Raw genomic sequence first — 23,890 nt, forward strand, 5'->3', positions numbered from 1 at the left:
ATACCGACAGCATGAACGACAAGGTCAAAGCACTTTCGCGCAACATCGAAGCGATCTATCCCTTGGCGCCGATGCAGCAGGGGCTGCTGTTCCACAGCCTGCTCAATCCCGGCAAAGGCATGTACCTGCTGCAGTACCGGCATGTCATGGTGCTTCCGGACCTGGACCTGGAAGCCTTTCGCCAGGCCTGGGCCCAGGTGATCGAGCGCCACGAACTGTTGCGCACCTCGTTCGTCTGGAAGCAGCAGAAGCGGCCGATGCAGGTGGTGCACAAACAGGTCGAGCTGCCGCTGACCTTCGAGGACTGGTCGCACCTGGACGCCGCCACCCAGCAGCAGCGCCTCGACCGCCTGCTGGCCGAAGAACGCGCCGAAGGCCTGGACTTCACCAAAGCGCCGCTCATGCGCATCCGCCTGTACAAGCTGGCGCCAGACACCTATCAGTTCGTGCGCAGCTATCACCACATCCTCATGGATGCCTGGTGCTTTTCGATCATCATGGTCGACTTCTTCAAGAACTACCGCGCCGCTTCGCAAGGCCAGCGCCTGGAGCAGCCCAAGCCGCGACCCTACCGCGACTTCGTGCGCTGGCTGGAAAGCCAGAACAGCGAGGACCACCGGCAGTTCTGGCAACAGCGCCTGGCCGGTTTCGACACGCCCAACGAATTCGGCTTCGGCTACGCCGGGCGCGTCACCGAGGCCGCCGAGCCGGTCGAGGACTGCGTGCAGCGGCTCAGCGCCGAACAGACCCGCAGCCTGCAACAGGTCGCCGCGCAGCATGGCATCACCCTGAACACCCTGGTGCAGGGCGCCTGGACCTTGCTCATGAGCCGCTACAGCGGCGATCGCGACCTGGTGGTCGGCATCACCGTGGCCGGGCGCCCGGTGCACCTGGCGGGCATGGACAGCATCGTCGGTTTGTTCATCAACAGCCTGCCGCTGCGTTGGCAGTGCAATCCTCAGGATCGCCTCGGCGCCTGGCTGCGCGGACTGCAGGACGAAAGCCTGAGCCTGCGCGAGCACGAGAGCGTGTCGCTGGCCGAGATTCAGGGCTGGAGCGACGTGCAGCGCCAGGACCTGTTCCACAGCCTGTTCGTCTTCGAAAACGCGCCGATCACCGACGATGTCCGGCAGGGGCAGTTGGATTACCTGATCAGCGACATGCACAACCGAACCCACACCAACTACCCGATCACCGTGGTGATCATCCCCGGCGAGTGCCTGCACCTGCAGTTGACCTACCTCACCGACTGGTTCCTGCGCCCGGAAGTGGAGCGCATGCTCGGTCACCTGCGCCGGTTGCTGCTGGAGATGGCTCAAGCCCTGGGGCGTGACCCGGACACGCCGCTGCACCGCCTGAGCATGCTCGACGACAGCGAAATCGCCACCCAGCACGCCTGGGCCGGCGGCGAACTGGCCGCGCAACCCGAGGCACTGCAACCGCTGTACATCGAGCGCTTGCAGCGACAAGTGCGCGCCACCCCGCACCACGTGGCCCTGATCCACGATCAGCAGCAACTGACCTTCGACCAGCTCAACCGCGCCGCCAACCGCCTGGCGCGCCACTTGCGCGAGCAGGGCGTGCAGCCCGACCAGTTGATTGCCGTGCTCGACGAGCGCGGGCTGGACCTGGTGGTCATGATCGTGGCCATCCTCAAGGCTGGCGCCGGCTGGCTGCCGCTGGATCCGCGCAACCCGGCGCAGCGTCTGGCCCAGGTGCTGCGCCAGAGCCGCACGCCACTGCTGCTGCACAGCGCCGAGATGGCCGAGCTGTCCGCCGAAGCGCTGGCGCTGCTTGACGCGCCGCCACGGCACTTGCGCTATGACGCTGCCGAGCTGGTGCACTACAGCGACACCGACCTCGACCTGCCGGTCCATCCCGCGTCGCTGGCCTACTGCATCTTCACCTCCGGCTCCACCGGCACCCCGAAGGGCGCCATGGTCGCCCAGGCCGGGATGCTCAACAACATGCTCGGCAAGCTGCCAGGTCTGGCGCTCAATGCCGACGATGTCATCGCCCAGAGCGCGCCGCAGTGCTTCGACATTTCCGTGTGGCAGACCTTGGCCGGAATGATCTTCGGCGCGCGCACCGTGATCCTGGCCGACTGCGTGATGCAGCATCCGCAGCGACTGGCCGACACCCTGGTCACGCAAGGGATCACGGTGCTCGAAGCCGTGCCTTCGTTGATGCAGAGCCTGCTCGACATCGACCTGCAGCACACGCGCCTGCGCTGGCTGCTGGCCACTGGCGAGGCCTTGCCCGCCGCCCTGGCGCGGCGCTGGTTCGACCAGCACCCCCAGATCGTGCTGATGAACGCCTATGGCCCGGCCGAATGTTCGGACGACGTCGCCTTCCACCCCTTGTTCGAGCGCCTGCCGCAGACGCGCAGCAACGTGCCGATCGGCAAGGCGACCCTGAACAACCGGCTGTACCTGCTCGATGCCGACCTGCAGCCGGTGCCTCTGGGTGCGGTGGGCGAGATCTTCGTTGCCGGGGTCGGCGTCGGGCGTGGCTACATGGCCGATCCGGCGCGCACGGCCGCGGTGTTCCTGCCCGATCCGCTGGCTAACGACGGCAGTCGCCTGTACCGCACCGGCGATCTGGCGCGCTGGCTGCCTGAAGGCGATCTGGAATACGTCGGGCGCACCGACCATCAGGTGAAGATTCGCGGGCACCGCATCGAGCTGGATGAAATCGAAGCCTGCCTGGCTCGTCATCCGGGCGTGCGCGAGGTGGTGGTGGTCGCGCGCGACGATACCCAGCGCGCCAAGGTGCTGGTGGCGTACGTCACCGCTGACGGCGAGCCGAGCGTCGAGGCGCTGCGCGAGCATGTGCTGGCGCACCTGCCGCCGTACATGGTGCCGAGCGCCTTCATGTTGCTCGAGCGCTTGCCGCTGAACGGCAATGGCAAGGTCGACCGCAAGGCGCTGCCGGCGCCGGACTTCGCAGCGCAGAGCCTGGCCCGCTACGTGGCGCCGAGCAGTGCACTGCAACAGCAGATGGTCGACGCCTGGCAGCAGGTGCTGGGGCTGGCGCAGGTGGGCGTGCAGGACAACTTCTTCGAGCTGGGCGGCCATTCGCTGCTGGCCACGCAACTGATCGGCCTGGTCGGCAAGCTGACCGGCAAGGACCTGCCTCTGCGGGTGGTGTTCGAGCATCCCACCATCACCGCGATGGCCGAATGGCTCGACACGCGCGAGCAGCCGGCCAAGCAGGGGCCGCGCCGATTGCCACGGCCGACGCCGGTGCCGCTGTCCTTCGCCCAGCAACGCCTGTGGTTCCTCCAGCAGCTCGACCCCCAGAGCCCGGCGTACAACCTCAGCGGCGCGGTGCGCCTGAGCGGCGCGCTGGCGGTAGACGACCTGCAGCAGGCGCTGCAATGCCTGGTGGACCAGCACGAGGTGTTGCGCACTCGCTTCCATGACGGCACCGACGGTCCCGTCCAGCACGTGCTGGCGCACCTGCACCTGGCGCTGCCGGTAATCGAGGTCGATGACGAAGCGGCGCTGCACCAGAAGCTGCGCCAAGACGCGATGACGCCGTTCCGGCTCGACCACGAGCCGTTGCTGCGGGTGCGTCTGTACCGGCTGCAAGCAGACCAGCATGTGCTGTCGCTGAACTGCCACCACATCGTGGCCGACGGCTGGTCGCTGCACCTGCTGATCGACGGCATGTGCCAGCACTACCGCGCCCTGCGCAGCGGCCAGGCCCTTGAGCAGACGCCGCTGCAATTGCAGTACGCCGACTATGCGGTCTGGCAGCACCAGTGGATGCAGGGCCAGGACTGCCGCCAGGAACTGGCCTTCTGGCGCGAGCAACTGACCGGTGAGCTGCCGGTGCTCGACCTGTCGCCGGACTTCCCGCGTCCAACCCAGGCCAGCCAGGCCGGTGCGCGTGTCGAGGTCCGGCTGCCAGAAGCCTTGGCCGCACGCCTGCGCGCCTTCAGTGCGCGCCACGGCTGGAGCAACTTCATCCCGTTGCTGAGCGCATTCCAGCTGCTGGTGCGCAGCCGCAGCGGCGAACAGGACGTGCTGATCGGCGTGCCGGCGGCCAACCGTCACCATGCCGTGCTGCAGCCGCTGGTGGGCTGCTTCGTCAACACCCTGGTCTACCGCCAGCACCTGCCGGGCGAGCGCAGCCTGCTGCAACTGATGGGCGATTTGCAGGCCTTGTCGGTAGCGGTGCAGTCGCATCAGGACCTGCCATTCGACTACCTGATCGAACAACTGGGTGTGGTGCGTCAGGTCAGCTACAACCCGCTGTTCCAAGTGATGTTCAACTACTTCCCCGGCAATGCCCTGGAGCGTTTCGAGTTGACGGAGCTGATCGCCGAGCCGATCGACAATCGGCCCGACAGCGCCTTGTGCGACCTGAACCTGGACGTGCGCGACAGCGAGCATGGCATCGCCTTGAGCCTGCAATACAGCACCGACTTGTTCCGCGAATCGACCGTGCAGGCCATGGCCGAGGACTACCTGTCGCTGCTCGAGGCCCTGTTGACCCACCCCGAGCGCGCGCTGGGCGAGTTGAACCAGGCCGGGGCAGGGCGCGACGCTGCGCGTCTGCCTAGCGTGGCGGTGCCGCCTGGGCAAAGCCTGTTGCAGGCGTTCGCCACCCACGCGGCCCGCCACCCCGAGGCGCTGGCCGTGCAGGACGCCGGGCGGCAGTTGAACTACGCCGAACTGGACCAGGCCTCCAGCCACTTGGCCGCCGCCCTGCAAGCCCATGGCGCCGGGCCTGAGCAGCGCGTCGTGCTGTGCTTGCCGCGCGACCATCGCCTGCCGCTGGCGATGCTGGCCGTGCTCAAGAGCGGCGCCGCCTACGTACCGCTTGCCGAAGACACGCCCAGCGAGCGCGCTCGGCACATCCTCGCCTCTTGTGCCCCGGCCCTGTGCCTGGGCACCGCCGACACCTTGCCGGCGCTGCGGGCAGCCACCGAGGCACCGCTGCTGGACCTCGATACCTTGCGCTGCGACGCGCCGCTATGCCCGAACCCGCCGCATCCGGGGCAACTGGCCTATGTGCTGTACACCTCAGGTTCCACCGGCAAACCCAAGGGCGTGGCCATCAGCCGTGGCAACCTCGACAACCTGATGCAGGCGGTGGACCAGGTGCTGCCGCTGACCACCGGCGATCGCGTGCTGGCCCTGACCACCGCGACCTTCGACATCGCCATCGTAGAGCTGCTGCTGCCGTTGGCGCGTGGCGCCAGCGTGCTGTTGGCCGACCGCGAGCAGGCCCGCGATCCGCAGGCCATCGATGCGCTGTTGCAGCACCTGCGTCCCAGCGTGATGCAGGCCACGCCCGCGACCTGGCGGATGCTGGTCGCGCACACCCACAGCACCTGGGAGGGCGTGCGGGCGATTTCCGGTGGCGAGGCGCTGCCGGCGGCCTTGGCCGAAGCGATGCAGGCGCGAGGGGCGTCGGTCATCAACGGCTACGGTCCCACCGAAGCCACGGTCTACAGCACCTTCGAGGTGTGCAGTGCGGCGCTGCGGGGCACTGAGGTGCCGATCGGTATGCCTGTGGCCAACACCCGCGCCTATGTGCTCGATGCCGACCTGCAACCGGTGCCCGAGGGCGTGATCGGCGAGCTGTACCTGGCCGGTGAGCATCTCGGGCGTGGCTACTTCGCCGCCCCCACGCTGACCGCCAGCGCTTTCCTGCCCGACCCGTTCGTCCCCGGCGCCCGCATGTACCGCAGCGGCGACCGGGTCCGGCGCAACGCCGCCGGCAGCCTGGACTACCTGGGGCGCGTGGATTTCCAGGTCAAGCTGCGCGGGCTGCGTATCGAGCTGGGCGAGATCGAAGCGGCCATGGCCGCCATCGCCGGTGTCGAGGAAGCGGCCGTGGCCTTGCTGGGGCAGGGTGAACAGCAGCGTCTGGTGGCCTACCACAGCGGCGACGAGCGCTCGGCGAGCGTGCTGCGCGAGGCGCTCGCCGCGCAGTTGCCGGACTACATGCTGCCCAGCCAGTTCGTCTGGCTGCAGCGCCTGCCGCTGAGCCCCAGCGGCAAGGTCGAGCGCAAGGCTCTGCCGGCGCCGAGCGTGCAGCAAGGGCAGGCCAGCGCGCTCGAAGGCCATTGGCAGCAGGTGCTGGCCCGTCTCTGGCGGGAGCTGCTGGGCTGCCACGAAGTCGGTGCGTTCGATCACTTCTTCGAGCTGGGCGGCCACTCGCTGCTGGCGGCGCGACTGGTGGCGCGCCTCGCCGAGCAGCAGGGTCGACGCCTGCCGCTGCGGGCGGTGTTCGAGCACCCTCGACTGGTCGATCTGGCCAAGTGCCTGGAACAGACCGAAACCGAGGGCGACAGCCTATTACGCCCGCGGCAGACGTCCAGCGCGCCGCTGCATTTCACCCAGCAGCGCCTGTGGTTCCTCGACCGCCTGCAAGGCGACACCCAGGCGTATCACCTGTCGGTGGCCCTGCATTTGGACGGCGTGTTGCGCCCGGAACTGCTCGAACAGGCCCTGGAGCAACTCGCCCAGCGTCAACACAGCCTGCGCACCCTGTTCGTTGACGACGAGACGGGGCCTGTGCAGCGGGTCGAGGACACCTCGACGGGGCGCCTGGACGTGCAGACGCTGTCGCTCGATCCCCATTCGCCCGCGTTCGCCCAGTACCTCAGCGACGAGGCCAAGCGCGCCTTCGACCTGGGCACTGCGCCGCTGTGGCGCGTGCGCCTGTATCAGGGCCAGACGCACAGCGTGTTGCAGGTGACGTTGCATCACATCATCGCCGACGCGCGGTCGTTGGAGGTCTTCTGCCACGAACTGCAAGCCCTCTACCAGGCGCTGCTGGAAGGGCGCAGCGCCGATTTGCCCGCGCTGGCGTTGCAGTTCGCCGACATCGCCGACAGTTGGCAAGGCCCTGCCGGGCAAGCACAGATCGAACAGCAGTTGCAGTACTGGCGTGACAAGCTGGCGGGTGAGCCGCCCGTGCTGGATGTGCCGACCGACCTGCCGCGTCCGGCAGTGCAGGGCTTCAAGGGCCGGCGCCTGCGCTTCACGCTGCCGCAGGCGTTGGTGCAGCGCCTGCGTGACAGCGCTCGCCAGCAAGGCCTGACGGCCTTCGCACCGTTGCTGGCTGCCTGGAAAGTGCTGCTGGCGCGCCACAGTGGGCAGCGCGAGTTGTGGGTGGGGCTACCGGTGGCGCACCGTCACCAGGCGCACACCGACCCCCTCATCGGCTACTTCGCCACCACCCAGGTGGTGCGCAGCGTCATCGAGCCGACGCAGACGGTCGAGGCGTTCTGGCAGCAACTGCAGGCTGACCATCTCCAGGCCCAGCAATACGCCGACGTCCCCTTCGAGCGCCTGGTCGACGCCCTCCAGGTGCGTCGCGACCTGAGCCACACGCCGCTGTTCCAGGCGCTGTTCAACCTGATCCAGAGCGATCTGACCCAAGGTTCGCAGCAGTTCGCTGGCCTGTCGGCGCAGCGTCTGGCGGTGGAGAGCGACAGCGCGCTGGTCGACCTGGGGCTGCATGTCGAGCAACAGGGCGCAAGCTGGCCCTGCGTGCTGGAGTACAACACCGAGTTGTTCCTGCCGAGCACGGCCCAGCGTTACGTCGATGAATACCTGCACCTGCTGCACGGCATGCTCGAGCGTCCGCAGGCTGCGCTGTGGGACATCGACCTGGCCAATGCCGACCACGCACTGGCCGAGCGCCCCTGGAACCTGCCCGGTCGCACGCAGCAAGCCACCGACGATCTCATCCAGCGCTTCGAACGGCATGCGGCGCTCACCCCCGAGGCCCTGGCGGTGGACTGCCAGGATGAACGGATGAGCTACGCTGCGCTCAACGCGCGGGCCAATCGCCTGGCTCACTGGCTGCGCGCGCAGGGCGTCGGTCGCGACGACCTGGTCGCAGTCTGCTTGAGCCGTGGCCCCTGGCTGTTGCCGACCCTGCTGGGCATCCTCAAGGCAGGCGCCGCGTATCTGCCGCTGGACCCGCAGCAGCCCGGCGAACGCCTGCGCAGTATCCTCGCCCACGCGCGCCCAGTGCTGACGCTGGGCGAGCAGGGCAGTGCCGAGGTGCTGGGCGAGGCTGCCGTGCACGAGGTCGATGGGCTGGCGCTGACCTCGCAGCCGGCAAACAACCTTGAGCTTGGCGTACACCCGTTGCAGCGCGCCTACGTGATCTACACCTCCGGCTCCACCGGGCTGCCCAAAGGCGTGCAGATCACTCGGCAGAGCCTGGGCAATCTGCTCGCCGGTCTCGACCGGCACCTGCCACTGAGCGCCGAAGATGTCTGGCTGGCCAGCACCACCTACGCCTTCGACATGTGCAAGCCCGAGCTCTTCCTGCCGTTGGTCAACGGTGCCTCGCTGCTGCTGGCGCGGCGTGAACAAGTGGTCGATGGTCATCGGCTGTTCGAGCTGCTGCGCCGCGCCAGCGTGTTCCAGGCCACGCCGGCCGGCTGGCAACTGCTGCTGGAAACCGGACAGCGTCACTGGCCAGCCTTGCGCGGCCTGATCGGCGGCGAAGCGGTGCCGGGCGAGCTGGTGCGCAGCCTGTCGGCACTGGGGGTGCGCCTGATCAATGCCTACGGACCGACCGAGACCACGGTCTGGTCCACGCTACAACCGCTGGAAACAGCGCCCCAGGGCATCGCCGACATCGGCACGCCGTTGCTCAACACCCGCTGCTACGTGCTCGACGAGCACCTGCGTCCGGTGCCGCTGGGCACTACCGGCGAGCTGTACATCGCCGGCAGCGGCGTTGCGCGCGGCTATCAGCATGCGCCGCAACTGACCGCCGCCAGCTTCCTGCCCGACCCGTACGCGCCCGAGCCGGGCGCGCGGATGTACCGCACCGGCGATCTGGTGCGCCGCCGGGACGATGGTCGCCTGGCCTATGTCGGGCGCAGCGACTTCCAGATCAAGGTGCGTGGGTTCCGCATCGAACCGGGTGAGGTGGAGACGCTGCTGCGCGGTTATCCGGGCGTGGAGGAGGCGGTCGTCATGCCCGCGCCCGACGGCCAGGGGCTGTTCGCCTGGCTGCAGACGCCCTCGGCGCTCGATCAACAGGCCTTGCGCCGCGAGCTGGAAGCGCGGCTGCCGGCCTACATGATCCCGACCGCCTTCGTCGAGCAACCCCGCTTCGTCCTCAACAGCAACGGCAAGATCGACCGCAAGGCCCTGCCGTTGCCGACACTCGACCGCGCGATCGGCGTGGCGCCGCGTACGCCGCTGGAGACGCAGTTGGCCGAGCTCTGGCAGGACCTGTTGCAGGTGCCGCAGGTGGGGGTGACCAGCAGTTTCTTCGAACTGGGCGGGCACTCGTTGTTGGCGATGCGCCTGATGACCCAGATCGAGACACGCTTTGGCGTGCGCATCGAGCTGCGCAGCTTGTTCCAGGACCCGACCATCGCCGGGCTGGCCGCACAGATCGAGCAGCCCCAGGGCCTGCTCGGTGACCAGGCGCTGGACGAGATGCAACGCCTGTTATCAGAGATGGAAGACTAAGGATGAGTGGCATGACGCAAAACGGCTTCCTTGAGATCGCCCAGCGCCTGGCCTCGTTGCCAGCGGACAAGAAGCGGCTGTTCCGCCAGCGCTTGGCCGAAAAGGGCATCGACAGTTGGCGCCTGCCCATCGTCGCGCAGCCCGCGGGCGAGGGGGTTGGCCCCTGCCTGTCCCAGGCCCAGCGGCGTTTCCTCGCCGCCGAGGCGCTGAGCAATCGCGCGCTGTACAACCTCGCCTCGGTGCTGCGTTTCGACGGCCGCCTGGACCTGGAGCGGTTGCGCCAGGCCATGCAACAGCTCAGCGACCGTCACCAGATCCTGCGCACACGCTACGTCGCCGATGCCCAAGGCCAGTGGCAGGCGCTGTGCACGCCGGTGGCGGTGGCGCTGCCGCCGATGTCACCCATCACGGCGCAGGACACAGACGCCTGGTGCGCCGACGAATACGCCCGGCAACTGGCCGAGCCCTTCGATCTGGCGCAGCAGGTGCCCTGGCGCTGGCAGGCCTTCAGCGACGCCGAGGCCGGCACGACCTGGCTGTTCCTGACCCTGCATCACGTGGCCTACGACGCCTGGTCGGCGCAGCAACTGACCCAGGAACTGGCCGAGGCCTACAGGGCCTTGCAGGCCGGTGACACGGCACAACAACCTGAGCTGAGCATCCAGTACGCCGACTACGCGGCCTGGGAGCAGGAATGGCTGGACAGCGACGAATGCCAGCGCCAGGTCGATTACTGGCGTGCGCAGCTCGACGATGCCCCGGCGCCGCTGAGCTTGCCACTGGACCGCCCGCGTCCTGCGCCCAGCCAGCGTAGCCATGCTGGCGCCGTAATCACCCGGGTGCTGCCGGACAGCCTGACCAAGACGCTCGATGTGGCCATCCGCCGCCAGGGCGTGACCCTGTACCTGTATGGCCTCACCGCCTTCAGTTGGCTGCTGGCGCGCTACAGCGGCGAGCGCGATTTCTGCCTGGGCACCTCGGTGGCGCTGCGCGACCGGCCTGAATTGATGCCGCTGATCGGGCCGCTGCTCAATACCCTGGTGATCCGCCAGACGCTGCAGCAAGACGCCGACTTCGCCAGCGCCCTGCGCAGCACTCGCGACCGGGTGGCGGGGGCCTACGATCACCAGCGCCTGCCGTTCGAGAACATGCTGCAGAGCCTGCAACCGCCGCGCAGCAGCGCCTTGTTCCAGGTGATGTTCGTACAGGTCGACCTGCCGGCCAGTCGTACGCTGGCGCTGCCGGGCGTGGGCGTGGAGGTGCTGGACCCGCCGCAGCGGCATGCCCGCTTCGACCTCACCCTGCGTCTGGTACGCAGCGCCGAGGGCGCCGTGCGCTGCGAACTGGAATACAGCGAGGAGCTGTTCGACGCCGCGACCGTTGAGCAGATGCTGGACGATCTGACGGCGCTCCTCGGTCAGGTCTGCGAGGATCCTGCCGTGGCGCTGGGCGACCTGCGCCTGGCCTCGCCGGGCAGTGAACTGTGCGCGCCCGCCTTGCAGGCGCCCACGCAGCCGCTCGACCGCCAGGTCCTCGAGCATGCCCGGCGCACGCCTGAGGCCGTGGCGCTGCACGGGCCGCACGTCACCCTCGACTACGCCACCTTGGGCGGCGCCAGCCAGGCGTTGGCCCAGCGCTTGGCTGACAGTGGCGTCGCACCCGGCGCGGTAGTGGCCTTGTGCATGAGCCGCTGCCCTGAGCAGGTGGTGGCGACCCTGGCCTGCTGGCATCGCGGCGCAGTCTGCCTGTTCCTCGACCCCGCGCAGCCCGCTCAGCGTCATCAGCAACTGGTGCGCGACAGCGGTGCCTGCCTGTGGCTGAGCCTAGGTGAAGCGCCGCCCGCGGGCAGCGACTTGGCCAGCCTGACGCTGACCCGCGCCGACCTGGACAGCGCCGCAGCGCCCACCGCTGTCGCCAGCCTCAGCGACCCGGCGCTGGCGGCGTACCTGATCTACACCTCGGGTTCCAGCGGTCAGCCCAAAGGCGTGCGGGTCAGCCACGGCAACCTGGCGCACTACGCCGCGGCCGTGGTCGAGCGCCTGCAGGCACCGGCGGGCAGCCGCTGGGCAAGCCTGGCCACGGTCGCGGCGGACCTGGGCCTGACCTCGGTGTTCGCCGCCTTGCAGGCCGGGCAGACGTTGGTGCTGCCACCGCCAGCCTTGGCCTTCGATCCACCGGCCTGGGCCGACTTCCTCGACCAGTCTCCAGTCCATTGCCTGAAGATCGCCCCCTCGCACCTACGCGGCCTGTTGGCACTGGCCGATGCCGAGCGGGTGTTGCCCCGCGAGCGCTTGATCGTGGGCGGCGAAGGCTTCGATCCGGCGCTGCTGGCGCAGGTGCGCCGATTGGCGCCGGGGCTGCGCGTGTTCAATCACTACGGCCCCTCGGAAACCACGGTCGGTGTGGTCTGCGGTGAAGTCGACGAATCCCTCCACTGCGCCAGCAGCCAGTACTTGCCCCTGGGCCAGCCCCTGGCCGGTTGCCGCCTGCGGGTGGTCGATGCGCAGGGCAACCGGGTCCCGCGTGGCGTGGCCGGCGAGCTGATCATCGCCGGCCCGCAGGTGGCGCTGGGTTACCTCAATCAGCCCGAGGCCAGTGCCCAGGTGTTTGGCGTGGACGCCGATGGCGAGCGCCACTACCGCACCGGCGACCGCGTGCGTCTGGACCGCGCGGGTCGGCTGACCTTTCTCGGTCGGCGCGACGAACAGGTCAAGATCCGGGGCTTTCGCGTGGAGCCGGGCGAGGTCACGGCGTGGCTCAACGCTCAGCCCCAGGTGCGCGAAGCAGCGGTGGTGCCGAGCGAAGATCAGGGCCGCGTGCAATTGCTCGCTTACCTGAGCCCGGCGTTGGCGGCGCACGACCTTGCCGAGCTGCAAGCCAGCGCCCGTGCTGCGCTGCCCGAGGCGATGATCCCGGCGCACTGGGTGCTGCTCGACGCCTTGCCGCTGACGGCCAACGGCAAGCTCGACCGCCGCGCGCTGCCTGCGCCTGCCGAGGCTGAACGCGGTGCGGCCCAGGCGCCGCAGGGTGGGACCGAAGCGACCTTGGCGCGGTTGTGGCAAGCGTTGCTGGGCGTCGAGGCTATCGGACGCGGCGACGACTTCTTCGCCCTGGGTGGCGATTCCATTCTCAGCCTGCAACTGATCGCCCAGGCCCGCCGTGAAGGCCTGCGCCTCAAGCCCCGCGATGTCCAGCAGCACCCGGTGCTGGCGGACCTGGCGCTGCATCTGGATTGCCAGGCGCAGCCGGCCCTGAGGGCCGTGCTGGAAGCCTTCCGCGAGGTGCTGGCACAGCCTGCGCTGGGGGCCGACGACGATTTTCATGGCGCCGGCGGCGATTCGATCCTGGCCCTGCAACTGATCGCCCGGCTACGGCGTGCCGACATGCGCCTCACGCCGCGTCAGTTGCACGCCCATCCCACGCCGCGCGCCCTGGCCGGGGTGCTGGCGCCGTCAGCGCCGGTCGCCGAGGCCGTGCCGGTCGCTGACACGCCGACGCCCACGAGTGGCCGTTATCCGCTGTCCCACGCCCAGCAGCGGGTGTGGTTCATGCAGCAACTGGACCCGCAGCAGACCGCCTACAACGTCACCCAATTGCTATCGCTGCAGGGCCTGCTGGATGTGGCGCGCCTGCAACGTGCCTGCGAGGCGCTGGTGACGCGTCACGAGGCGCTGCGCTGCCGCTTCTTCGAGGCCGACGGCGAGGTCTGGCAGCGCCTGGAGCAGAGCGCCGCGCTGCACTTCGAACAGCATGCGCTGCACGATCTCGACGCGGGCGAGCAACAGGCAGTGATCGCCCGCTGTGCGGGGCGCGCCTTCGATCTGGGCGAAGGCCCGCTGCTGGCGGTGGATCTGCTGTGCCTGGGGCCGCAGGACTACCGCCTGTTGTTCAACGTCCACCACATTGCCGTCGATGGCTGGTCCATGGGCTTGCTGGTGAAGGACCTCGCGCAGCTTTATCAGGGCCAAGCCACGCCCGCGCCGCACGGTCTGCTGCCATGGATCGCCCAGCAGCGCGCGCACCTGCAGGGTGAGCAGGGCGACGCGCTGCTGGCCTACTGGCAGACGCGTTTGCAGGGCCTGCCCGATGAGCCGCTGCAATGGCCGCAGCAACCGCAACGTCCCACGGTGCAGGACTACCGCGGCGCGCGCGACAGCTTCGTGGTGCCGCAGGCACTGGACGCGGCCCTGGCCAGCCGCGCCGCCACCTTGGGCGTCACGCCCTTCGTGCTGTATTTCGCGGCCTACCAACTGCTGCTGTCGCGTCACACCGGCAGCCAGGACTTCGCCATCGGTCTGCCGGTGGCCGGACGCGAGTCGGTGGAAGGCCAGCACTGGGTCGGGTTGTTCGTCAACACCCTGGTCTGCCGAGTGCGGATCGACGTCCAGCAGGCCGTGCAGGACTTCCTGCGCCAGTTGGGCGATCGCTTGGCAGACGACCTGGAGCACCAGTCGCTGCCGTTCGAGCACCTGCTCGACGTGCTTGGCGTGCAGCGCAGCCTGGACCGCACGCCGGTGTTCCAGACCCTGTTCAACTTCCAGGTCGACCATGATCAGGCGCGGCGCCTGGAACTGGCGGATGTGCAGGTGCAGGCGTTGCCGCTGCCTGAAGGGGTGGTCAGCGCCAAGTTCGACCTCACCTTCAACCTGTTCAGCCAAGGGCGCGGCGAGCAGGCCCGCACCCAACTGATCGTCGAGCGGGCCTGTGCCTTGCTCGACGCGCCGACCGTGCAGCGCTTGGTCGACGACTACTTGGGGATGCTCGAGGTGCTGGCCCATGGCGAGCTGCACGCGCCACTGCTGGAACTGCCGCTGCGCAGCCTCGCGCCATCACCCGAACAAGGGCCGCAACGCCCGCTGCTGGCCTGTGACGACTTCGTCAGCCGCTTCGAGGCCATGGCCAAGCAGCAGCCGCACGCGGTGGCGGTCTACTGCGCCGACCGGCAACTGCGCTACGGCGAGCTCGATGCCCAGGCCAACCGCCTGGCCCATTGGCTGCTCGAACAGGGCGTGAGGCCGGAGAGCACCGTCGCGTTCTGCCTGCCCCGCGACGAACGCCTGCTGATCTGCCTGCTGGCCATCCAGAAAGCCGGGGCCTGTTACCTGCCGCTGGACCCCACCCATCCCCCCGCACGCCTGACGCAGATCCTCGAGCGTGCGCAGCCGCTGCTGGTGCTCTGCGATGAACCCTTGACTGCGCTGACGCGACCTGAGCGCTGGTGGCGCTGGAGCGCGTTGGACGTGCAGCACTTCGCGGCCCTGGCGCCTGACGTCCCGCGCGCGTTGGCGCAACTGGCGTACACGCTGTACACCTCCGGCTCCACCGGGCAACCCAAGGGCGTGCAGATCAGTCGCGGCAACTTCGCCAACTTCCTGCTGGCCATGGAGCAGGCGCTGGCCCTGGACGGTGTTCAGCGCTACCTGGCACTGACCACGGTGAGTTTCGACATTTCCGGCCTGGAGCTGTGCCTGCCGCTGGTGCGTGGCGCGGCCGTGGTGCTGGCCGATGACGCCCAGCGCCAGGACCCGTTGCTGCTGGCGCACCTGATCGAGCACCATCAGGTGCAGTTGATCCAGGCCACCCCGGCCACCTGGCGCCTGCTGCTGGACAGCGCCCCGCAGGTGCTCGACGGGCGCATTGCCCTGGCCGGGGGCGAGGCGGTGTCGGCCGAGCTCGCCCAGGCGCTGACGGCGCGGGTTGCGCGCCTGCACAACGTCTATGGACCGACCGAGACCACCGTCTGGTCGACCCAGACCCTGCTGGAGACGCTGGATCAAGCCAGCGCCCCCATCGGCCACGCGTTGCTCAATACGCGCTGCCATGTGCTCGACGAGCACCTGCGCGAAGTGCCGCTGGGCGCCGTGGGCGAGCTGTACATCGCCGGGGCAGGACTCGCCAGGGGCTATGCCGGGCAACCAGGGCTGACTGCCGAGCGGTTCATCGCCGATCCCTTCGCCGCCGATGGCGGGCGCCTGTACCGTACCGGCGACCTGGCGCGTCGGCAGGCGGATGGTCAGTTGTACTTCCTCGGCCGCAACGATGACCAGATCAAGCTGCGTGGTTTCCGCATCGAGCTGGGTGAAATCGAAGCCGCGCTGCTGGCCCATGCCCAGGTCAGCCAGGCCGTGGTGGCGGTGCAGGGCGAGCACCTGGCCGGTTTCTGGGTCGGTGCGCTCGAACAGGAAGGTCAACTGCGCGAGCACCTGCTGGCGCGCTTGCCGGCATACATGGTGCCGACCCATCTGCAGCGCCTGGCGCACTTGCCGCTCAACAGCAATGGCAAGGTCGATCGCAAGCAGTTGCCGTTGGCCCAGGTGTCGATACCGTCAGCAGAGGCTTCGGGGCGGGCGCTGACACCCCGCGAAGCCGGTCTGGCCGAGGTCTGGCAGCAGGTGCTGGGCGTGCCAGTACTGGCCGCCGAGGCCGACTTCTTCAGGCTTGGCGGCCACTCGCTGAACGCCGCCCAAGTGCGGGCGCGGCTGCGCGAGCAAGGGCTCGACATGCCCCTGCGCTGGCTGTTCGAAACCCCGCAACTGGCGGCGCTAGCGTCCCGCCTCGATACGTTGCAGGCCGGGCAGAGCGGGGCGTCGGCGCCGATGACCCGCGTCGACCTGGCGCAGGAGCAGGTGTTGTCCTCGGCGCAGCAGCGGGTGTGGCTGATGCAGCAGCTCGAACCGGCTGACAGCAGCTTCAACATGAACAGCCAGATCCGCCTGCGCGGTGCGCTAGACGTCGAGGCGCTGCGCGGCGCGATCCAGCGCGTGGTCGAACGTCATGCCATTCTGCGCACGACCTACCATGGCCGCGACGGCGAGCCGCGCCAGCGTATCGCCGCGCCCCAGGCGGGCGTGCTGCAGTGCATCGACAGCGATGGCCAGGGCTGGGAGCAGGCCGCGCTGGAACTGGCGACACGCCCGTTCGACCTGAGCCAGGAGCCCTCGCTGCGCGCCGTGCTGTATCGCCTGGCTGAGCATGAGCACGTGCTGCAACTGGTGCTGCACCACATCGCTTCCGATGGCTGGTCTGGCTCGGTGCTGATCGGCGAGATCGTCGAAGGCTATGAGCAGGCGTGCGCGGGGCGCGTGCCGGCATTGACCGAACTGCCGATCCAGTACGTGGACTACGCCGTCTGGGAGCGCTCCAGCGCGACCCAGGCGCGGCACCGCGAAGGCCTGGCATTCTGGCGCAGGCGTTTGTCCGGCATGCCCGCGCAGGTGCCGCTGCCGTTCGATTTCCCGCGCGCCGAGCACAGCGACAGCCGCGGCGCGGCGGTGGACTTCCAACTTCCGGCGGCCACCGTGGCGCGTCTGAACGCCTTGGCCCAGGCCACCGGTACGTCGTTGTTCATGGTGCTGCTGACCTGCTACGGCGCCGTGCTGCACCACGAAAGCCACGGACGCGACCTGGTGATCGGCACCGACCTGGCCAACCGCGAACACCCGGATACCGAATCGCTGATCGGCTTCTTCGTCAACCTGCTGGCGCTGCGCCTGGCGCTGCAACCGGAGCGCAGTTTCCGCGAGCATCTGCTGCAGGTGCGTGAAACCTGCCTGGAGGCCTTCGCCTGGCAGGACACGCCCTTCGACCAGGTGGTGGAGTGCCTGCAACTGCCGCGCATCGCCAACCAGCATCCGCTGCTGCAGACCCTGTTCGTGCTCGACAACACGCCACGCCAGACCCGTCGCCTGGGCGAGCTGGAGGTCGAGCCGCTGCTGCACGAGCAGCGTCACTCCAAGTTCGACATGGCGCTGTTCGCCCGTGCCGAGGGCGATGCGCTGGCGCTGCGCTGGGTCTATCGCCCGAGCTTGTTCCGCGCAGCCACCGTCGAGCGCCTGCGCGACACCTTCCTCACGCTGCTGGAGCAGGCGCTGCACGCGCCGGACAGCAGCCTGGAGGCACTGATTCCGACGTCTACCGGAGCTGTCACCATGTCCACCGACAACCCTCTGCAACGCAAGATGAGCAAGCTGGGGCGGATGCGCCAGGGCGCAGGCGCCGCGCCGCGCGCCCCGATCGACACGCGGCCGCTGCGCGAGGGCTCGCGTTTCCCGCTGCTGGTGCAGTTGCGCGACAGTGAACTGGCCCCGGCGGTGTGGGCCGAGCGCAACCGAGAGCAGGTTGAACAGTGGCTGCGCGAGCATGGCGGCCTGTTGTTCCGGGGCTTCGACCTGCCCGACCCGGCGGCTTTCGAGGCGTTCTGCCAGGCCCTGTGCCCGCAGCTGTACGGCCAGTACGGCGACCTGCCGAAGAAGGAGGGTGGCAAGAACATCTACAAGTCCACGCCCTATCCGAAGGACCGCATGATCCTGTTCCACAACGAAAGCGCGCACCAGCACCGCTGGCCGCGTCGGCAATGGTTCTACTGCGAGGTGCCGGCCCGCGTGGGCGGCGCCACGCCGATCGTCGACAGCCGCGAGGTGTTCCGCGAACTGCCCGCGTGGCTGCAGGACAACCTGCGCCGTAAGCAACTGATGTACGTGCGCAATTTCAGCCGCAGCCTTGATGTGAGTTGGCAGCATTTCTTCCAGACCGAGTCGCGCAGCGAGGTGGAGCGGCTGTGTCTGGACACCGGCATCCAGTTCCACTGGCAGGGCGCCGACGACCTGCATACCCGTCAGGTATGCCCGGCGGTGATCCTGCATCCGCTGACCGGTGAAGAGAGCTTCTTCAACCAGATCCAGCTGTATCACCCGGCTTTCCTCGACGACGACATTCGCCAGCAGTTCCTGCGCGACGGCGAAGCGGCCCTGCCACGCCAGGTGTTCTACGGCGACGGCAGTGAACTGGAGACAGCCGCCATCGACGCCATCAACGCCGCCTACGCACGTTGCGCCGTGCGTTTCGACTGGCAGCAGGGCGATGTGGTGATGCTCGACAACATGCTCGCCGCCCATGCCCGCGACCCCTTCGAGGGCGAACGCAAGATCGTGGTGGCCATGGGCGAGATCTATGGCCGTGATCAGGTCACGGCGGCCCCGGCGCCTGCCGTGCAGCAACTGGAAGAGTCGAACCCATGATGGACCTTGGACTGAATCTGTCACCGCAACAGAAACAACTGGCCCAGGCCAACCCGCAGCCATACCGCTGGGCGTGGTTGCAACTGGGCGGCGCGGGCGAGCACACCTGGACGCGGCTGCAGGACTACCTGCACGCGCACCAGGCCCTGCACATGCGCTACGAGCGCCCACAAGGGGCCACCGGCCTGCGCCAGCGCCGTGCGGCGACAGGCGCCTTGACCTTGAGCTGGCGCCGCGCGGAGGATGAGCGGCTGACCAGCGCCGATCAATGGTTGGCCGACGCCCGCGTCCATTGCGCGGCCGAACAGCCGGACCTGCTGGCCTGGCTGCTCGGCGAGCGTCTGCTATTGGCCCTGCCAGCCTACTCGGCCGACCTGCGCAGTGTGGCGCAGTTGCGCGATGCGCTGCTCGGCGTGCCCTGTGGCGTCGAGGAACCGATGCAGTACGAGGACTACGTGCTGTGGATCAACGGCCTGCAACAGGACGAGGATGCCGAACAGGGCACGCAGTTCTGGCGCAACCTGGGGCTGCACGCGCTGCCGGGCCTGCGCCTGGTGGAGCGTTACGGCGTGGCCAGCGGCGAGCGCGGCGAGCAGCGACGGGTGCTGCCTGAGGCAGTGATATCGGCATTGTTGGCTGCTGAGGGCGATTCACAGACCACGCTGTTGGCCGCCTGGGCGGCCTTGCTGGCGCGGCTCAACGGCCAGCGCCAGGCGCAGGTCGGCATCGTCCACGATCCGCGCGACGACTATGAAGAACTGCAAGGCGCCTGCGGGGTGTTCGAGCAGGTGCTGCCGATGGTGGTGCAATTGTCTGAGCACAGCACCTTGGGGAGCCTGTCGCGCCAGCTCTCGCGTCAACTCGAACAGGCCGTGGCGTGGCAGGAATACGTGGGGCAGGCGCAGTTGCTGCCGGACTGCCGCGCCAGCTTGCAGGCGGCGGTGCAGGTAAGCCGTGTCGAGGGCCTGGAGGCGGTGCAGTGGGTATCCTGTGAAACCCCGGTCGAGCTGCTGCTGCACCTGAGCCTCGACTCGGCCGGGCGGGGGCAGTTGGCGCTGGTCTACGACGCGGGGCTGTACCGCCAAGCGCAGGTGCAGCGCCTGCTGTCTCGCTTCGCCCAGTGGCTCGAACGGCTGCTGCTGGCGCCGCAGCAGGTGCTGGATGCCGTCGACGCCTTGCTCGATGACGAGCGCGTCGCGCCAGAGACGCCAACGCTGCCGGCGGACCTGGACATCGTTGCCGCCGTGCGCCGCCACGCCCGCGAACATCCCGAGCGTGCGGCCCTGCGCTTCGCCCGCCAGTCGTTCACCTATGCCCAGCTCGATGCCTTGAGCGATCAGGTGGCCGCCAGCCTGCGCCAGCACGGGGCCGGGCGCGATCAGCGGGTCGGTCTTTACCTGCCCAGGGGCGCCGAAATGCTGGTGGCCATGCTCGCCTGCTTCAAGGCCGGGGCCGCCTACCTGCCGCTGGATCCGCAACAGCCGCCGATGCGCCTGGCGAGCATCCTCCAGGATGCGCAGCCGTGCGTGCTGCTGCACGCGCCAGATGCTGCGCCGGACAGCGATGTGCCCTGCCTGGACTGGGCAACTGCCGTGCAGGCTCCGCCCATCGAAGGCGTCGAAGCCGCCGCCGCCGATGACCTGGCCTACGTGCTCTACACCTCCGGCACCAGCGGTCGGCCCAAGGGTGTGCAGATCGAGCAGGGCCAACTGCGCCATTACACGACGCAGGTGACCCACGCCTTGCAACTGCCCGAGGGCGGCCACTACGGGCTGGTGTCGTCGCTGCTCGCCGACCTGGGCAATACCGTGCTGTTCCCAGCCTGGCTGCAAGGCGGCTGTGTGCACCTGCTGGAACAATCGGTGGTCACCGACGCCCAGGCCTTCGCCGAGGCCATGCGTAAGCACCCGCTGGATGTCTTGAAAATCGTCCCGTCGCACCTGCTGGCGCTGCTGGGCGGGCACACCGAGGCCCAGTCGCTGCCGCGTCAGGTCCTGGTGCTGGGTGGCGAGCCGGTCAGCGATACGCTGCTGGAGCGCCTGCAACAGGCGCGTTCGGGCTGCCGCGTGTACAACCATTACGGACCTACGGAAACCACGGTCGGCGTGCTCTGGCGCGCGCTGGACCTCAACGGCCAGCGCACCGACAGCGCATTGAGCCAGGTGCTGGGCGATAACCGCATCGCCTTGCTGGACGAGCAGGGACGCGCGGTGCCCAGTGGTCAAGCGGGAGAGTTGTGCATCACCGGCGCGAGCGTCGGGCGCGGCTACCTGGGCAGTGTGGAAGGCAGCACGTTTGGCGTCGATCCGCAGGACGGCCGGCGCCGCTACCGCAGCGGCGATCTGGCCCTGCGCCAGGCCGATGGTGCGCTGCGCCTGCTCGGGCGCAATGACCAGCAGGTGAAGATCCGTGGCCTGCGCCTGGAACTGGGAGAAGTAGAGCAGGCGCTGCGCAGCGAGCCAGGCGTTGAGCAGGCGGCGGTCCTGCTGGACGGCGAGGGCGACCACGCGCGGTTGCTGGCGTTCGTCGTGACGGCCGACGATGCAGGCCAGGTCGAGTCGCTGCGTGACAGCCTGGCGCTGCGCCTGCCGGACTACATGCTGCCCAGCGCCGTGTTCGCACTGCGCACGTTGCCGCTCACCAACAACGGCAAGCTCGACCGCCAGGGGCTGCTGGCCCTGGCCCGGCAGCGACTGCAACACACCCGCGTCGCCCCGCGCGATGCCCAGGAGGCAGCGGTGCTGCAGATCTGGAGCGAGGTACTCGACAACACCGAGCTGGGCGTCACCGACAACTTTTTCACGGTCGGCGGCCACTCACTGGCGGCGATCAAGGTGGTCTCGCTGCTGCGCGAGCGGCTGGGGCTGGACCTGCCGACCAAGCTCCTGTTTGAACGGCACACGGTGCGGGCGCTGGTCGAAGGGCTGCAGGACGGTAGCGACACGCCGTTCCAGGTGCTGCACGACGCGGGTGAGCACGCGCCCTGCGTGTTGCTGGTGCACGGCGCCCAAGGCCACGTGCACACCTATCAGCCGCTGGTCGAACGGCTCGGTGGCCGGGTATCGCTGTATGGGCTCAGTGCTCCGGAGCAGGCCTGGGATGACCGCGATATGACGGCGCTGCTCGATCAATACGTGCTCAGTTTGCCCGCGCACCTGAAGTCGCGGCCTTTGGTGTTACTGGGCTGGAGCGTGGCCTCGCGCCTGGCGCTGTTGCTGGTGCCGGTGCTGCAAGCCCAGGGCTTCGAGGTGGCGGCGCTGGCGGTGATCGACCACGACCCGCAGCGCAGCCTGGCGGGCGAGGACGACGAGGTGGGTCAATTGACCGCCGATGTGGCCTGGTACTGCCGTCAGCAGGGTCATCCCATGGGCGAGGCGCTGCATGAGCACCTCGACCGCACGCTGGCCGGGCTGAGTTATCCGGATGCCGTGGCGCGCCTGCTGCAAGACCCTCGGGCGCGTGAGCACCTGGGCGCGCTGGCTGACGAGCATCACCTGCACGCTGTGTTGACGGCGCAGCGGGCGATCAAGACGCAGCTCTACCAGCAGCGCTTGCCGCAGGTCGATGTGCCGGTGTGGCTGTGGCGCGGCAATGCCCATGGCGATCTGTCTGCCCAGTGGCAGGCGCACACCAGCGCTCAGGTCCAGCAATGGACCCTGGACGTCGGTCACCGAGCACTGCTGGATGAAACACGCCTGGCCGAACGGTTGGTGGCGCTGCTGGCGCCGTTCGCGGCCAGGATGGAGTCGATGCCATGAACCTGATGAAAGAGCTGTTGCGCCTGGCCCGCTGGCGCATCCTGCTGGCGGTGCTCGCCAGCGCGGTCAGCGCCGCCACCAGCATCGGGCTGATCGGCTACATCAACCGCAGCCTGGACCAGGGCGTGGTGGACTTCGGCGCGGCGTTGCTGCTGTTCGGCGGCTTGCTGGTGCTGTTGTTCGCAAGCGGCGTGTGCTCGCAGTGGTTGCTGGTGCAGATCGGCCATCGTCTGGTGTATCAGTTGCGCATGCGCCTGGTCGGCAAGGTGCTGGTCACGGCGCTGGAGCGGATCGAGCGCCTGGGCACGCCGCGCATCTACAACGCCCTGACCAAGGACGTGAACACCGTGGCCACGGCGTTCAAGCAGTTGCCCATCTCGCTGTACAACGGCCTGTTGCTGCTGGCCGGTCTGGGCTACATGGCGTGGCTGAGCCTGTCGTTCTTCGCCTTGACGCTGGCGGTGATCGCCGCGGGTGTGGGCCTGGACATCCTCCTGGGACGCCGGGTCAAGGCGCTGATGCAGGCGGTGCGACGGCAGGACGACGAGCTGGCCGAGCAGTACGAGGCCGCCATCGAGGGCCGCTGCGAGCTGGGCCTGAGCCGTCGCCGTCGCTACTTCCTGTACGACGGCAAGCTCGAACCGATCGCCCGCGCCTCGCTGGACGCCTCGGTGCGTGCCGACACACTGTGGGCGATCAACCTGAACTGGACCACGCTGCTGGTGTTCCTGCTCATCGGTACGTTGTTCTTCCTCGGCCAGGGCCTGGCGCTGCTCAGCCAGGAGGTGGTGGTGGGCTACGTGCTGGCGATCATGTTTCTGCGCACGCCGATCGCGATGATCCTCGATGCCATTCCGGCCGTGATTCGCGGCCATGTGGCGTTGCAGGCCATCGATGCCCTGGACCTGGGCGAGGGTTTCGGCCAGGGCACGGCAGCCCGGGCGGTCGAGCCGTTCCAGAAGCTGCAACTGTCCGGGGTGCGTTACCGCTATCCCGGTCAGCGCGACGACTTCGGCTTCGAGCTGGGCCCGATCGACCTGACGATCCGTCGCGGTGAGCTGATCTTCATCGTCGGCGGCAATGGCAGCGGCAAGTCGACCCTGGCCAAGCTGCTCACCGGCCTCTACAGCCCCAGTGCGGGGCAGGTGTTGCTCAACGGAGTGTCGATGTCCGCTGAGCAGAGTGACGCGCATCGCGAGCATTTCGCAGCGATCTTCGCCGATTTCTACCTGTTCGCCGATGTGCTGGGCAAGCTGGGGGAAAGCGAGGGGTTGCAGGCGCGGGTCGAGCATTACCTGGAGCGCCTGGGCCTGACCCATAAGGTGCGCTTCGTTGAGGGTCGGCTGTCCACCATTTCGCTCTCGCAAGGGCAGCGCAAGCGCCTGGCCCTGCTGTTGCTGATGATGGAGGGGCGCGAGGTGTTCCTGCTCGACGAATGGGCCGCCGACCAGGACCCGGTGTTCCGCCACGTGTTCTACAAGGAGCTGTTGCCCGAGCTCAAGGCCGCAGGCAAGACGGTGATCGCCATCACCCACGATGACCGCTACTTCGATGTGGCCGATCGTATCTACCGGCTCGATTACGGTCAGTTGGTGGACTACGACCGCAGCGTCGAGAGCCCCTTCCAGTTGGCCAAGGGATGAATGCT

General features: G+C 68.4%; 4 protein-coding genes. All 4 read left to right on the forward strand.

Features of this window, described 5'->3' with window-relative positions; translation table 11 throughout:
• Positions 1–11: 11 nt before the first annotated feature.
• From Q6A47_RS09385 to Q6A47_RS09400, 4 genes are read left to right on the forward strand one after another with little or no spacing between them, the layout of a single operon-like run.
• A complete protein-coding gene (locus tag Q6A47_RS09385) occupies positions 12–9,467 on the forward strand; it encodes a non-ribosomal peptide synthetase (protein WP_304484116.1) in 9,456 nt (3,151 codons plus the stop codon).
• Positions 9,468–9,478: 11 nt separating this feature from the next.
• A complete protein-coding gene (locus Q6A47_RS09390) occupies positions 9,479–18,484 on the forward strand; it encodes a non-ribosomal peptide synthetase (RefSeq protein WP_304484117.1) in 9,006 nt (3,001 codons plus the stop codon).
• On the forward strand, positions 18,481–22,242 hold the full coding sequence (locus tag Q6A47_RS09395; protein ID WP_304484119.1) for a non-ribosomal peptide synthetase: 3,762 nt from the start codon (positions 18,481–18,483) through the stop codon (positions 22,240–22,242). The genes Q6A47_RS09390 and Q6A47_RS09395 overlap by 4 nt, the downstream gene beginning before the upstream one ends.
• Positions 22,239–23,885, forward strand: coding sequence for a cyclic peptide export ABC transporter (locus tag Q6A47_RS09400; RefSeq protein ID WP_304484120.1), 1,647 nt, complete (start codon positions 22,239–22,241; stop codon positions 23,883–23,885). Before Q6A47_RS09395 ends, Q6A47_RS09400 begins: the two co-directional genes overlap by 4 nt.
• Positions 23,886–23,890 lie beyond the last annotated feature (5 nt).

This window comes from Pseudomonas boreofloridensis, assembly GCF_030580795.1.
GTDB classification, from domain to species: domain Bacteria; phylum Pseudomonadota; class Gammaproteobacteria; order Pseudomonadales; family Pseudomonadaceae; genus Aquipseudomonas; species Aquipseudomonas boreofloridensis.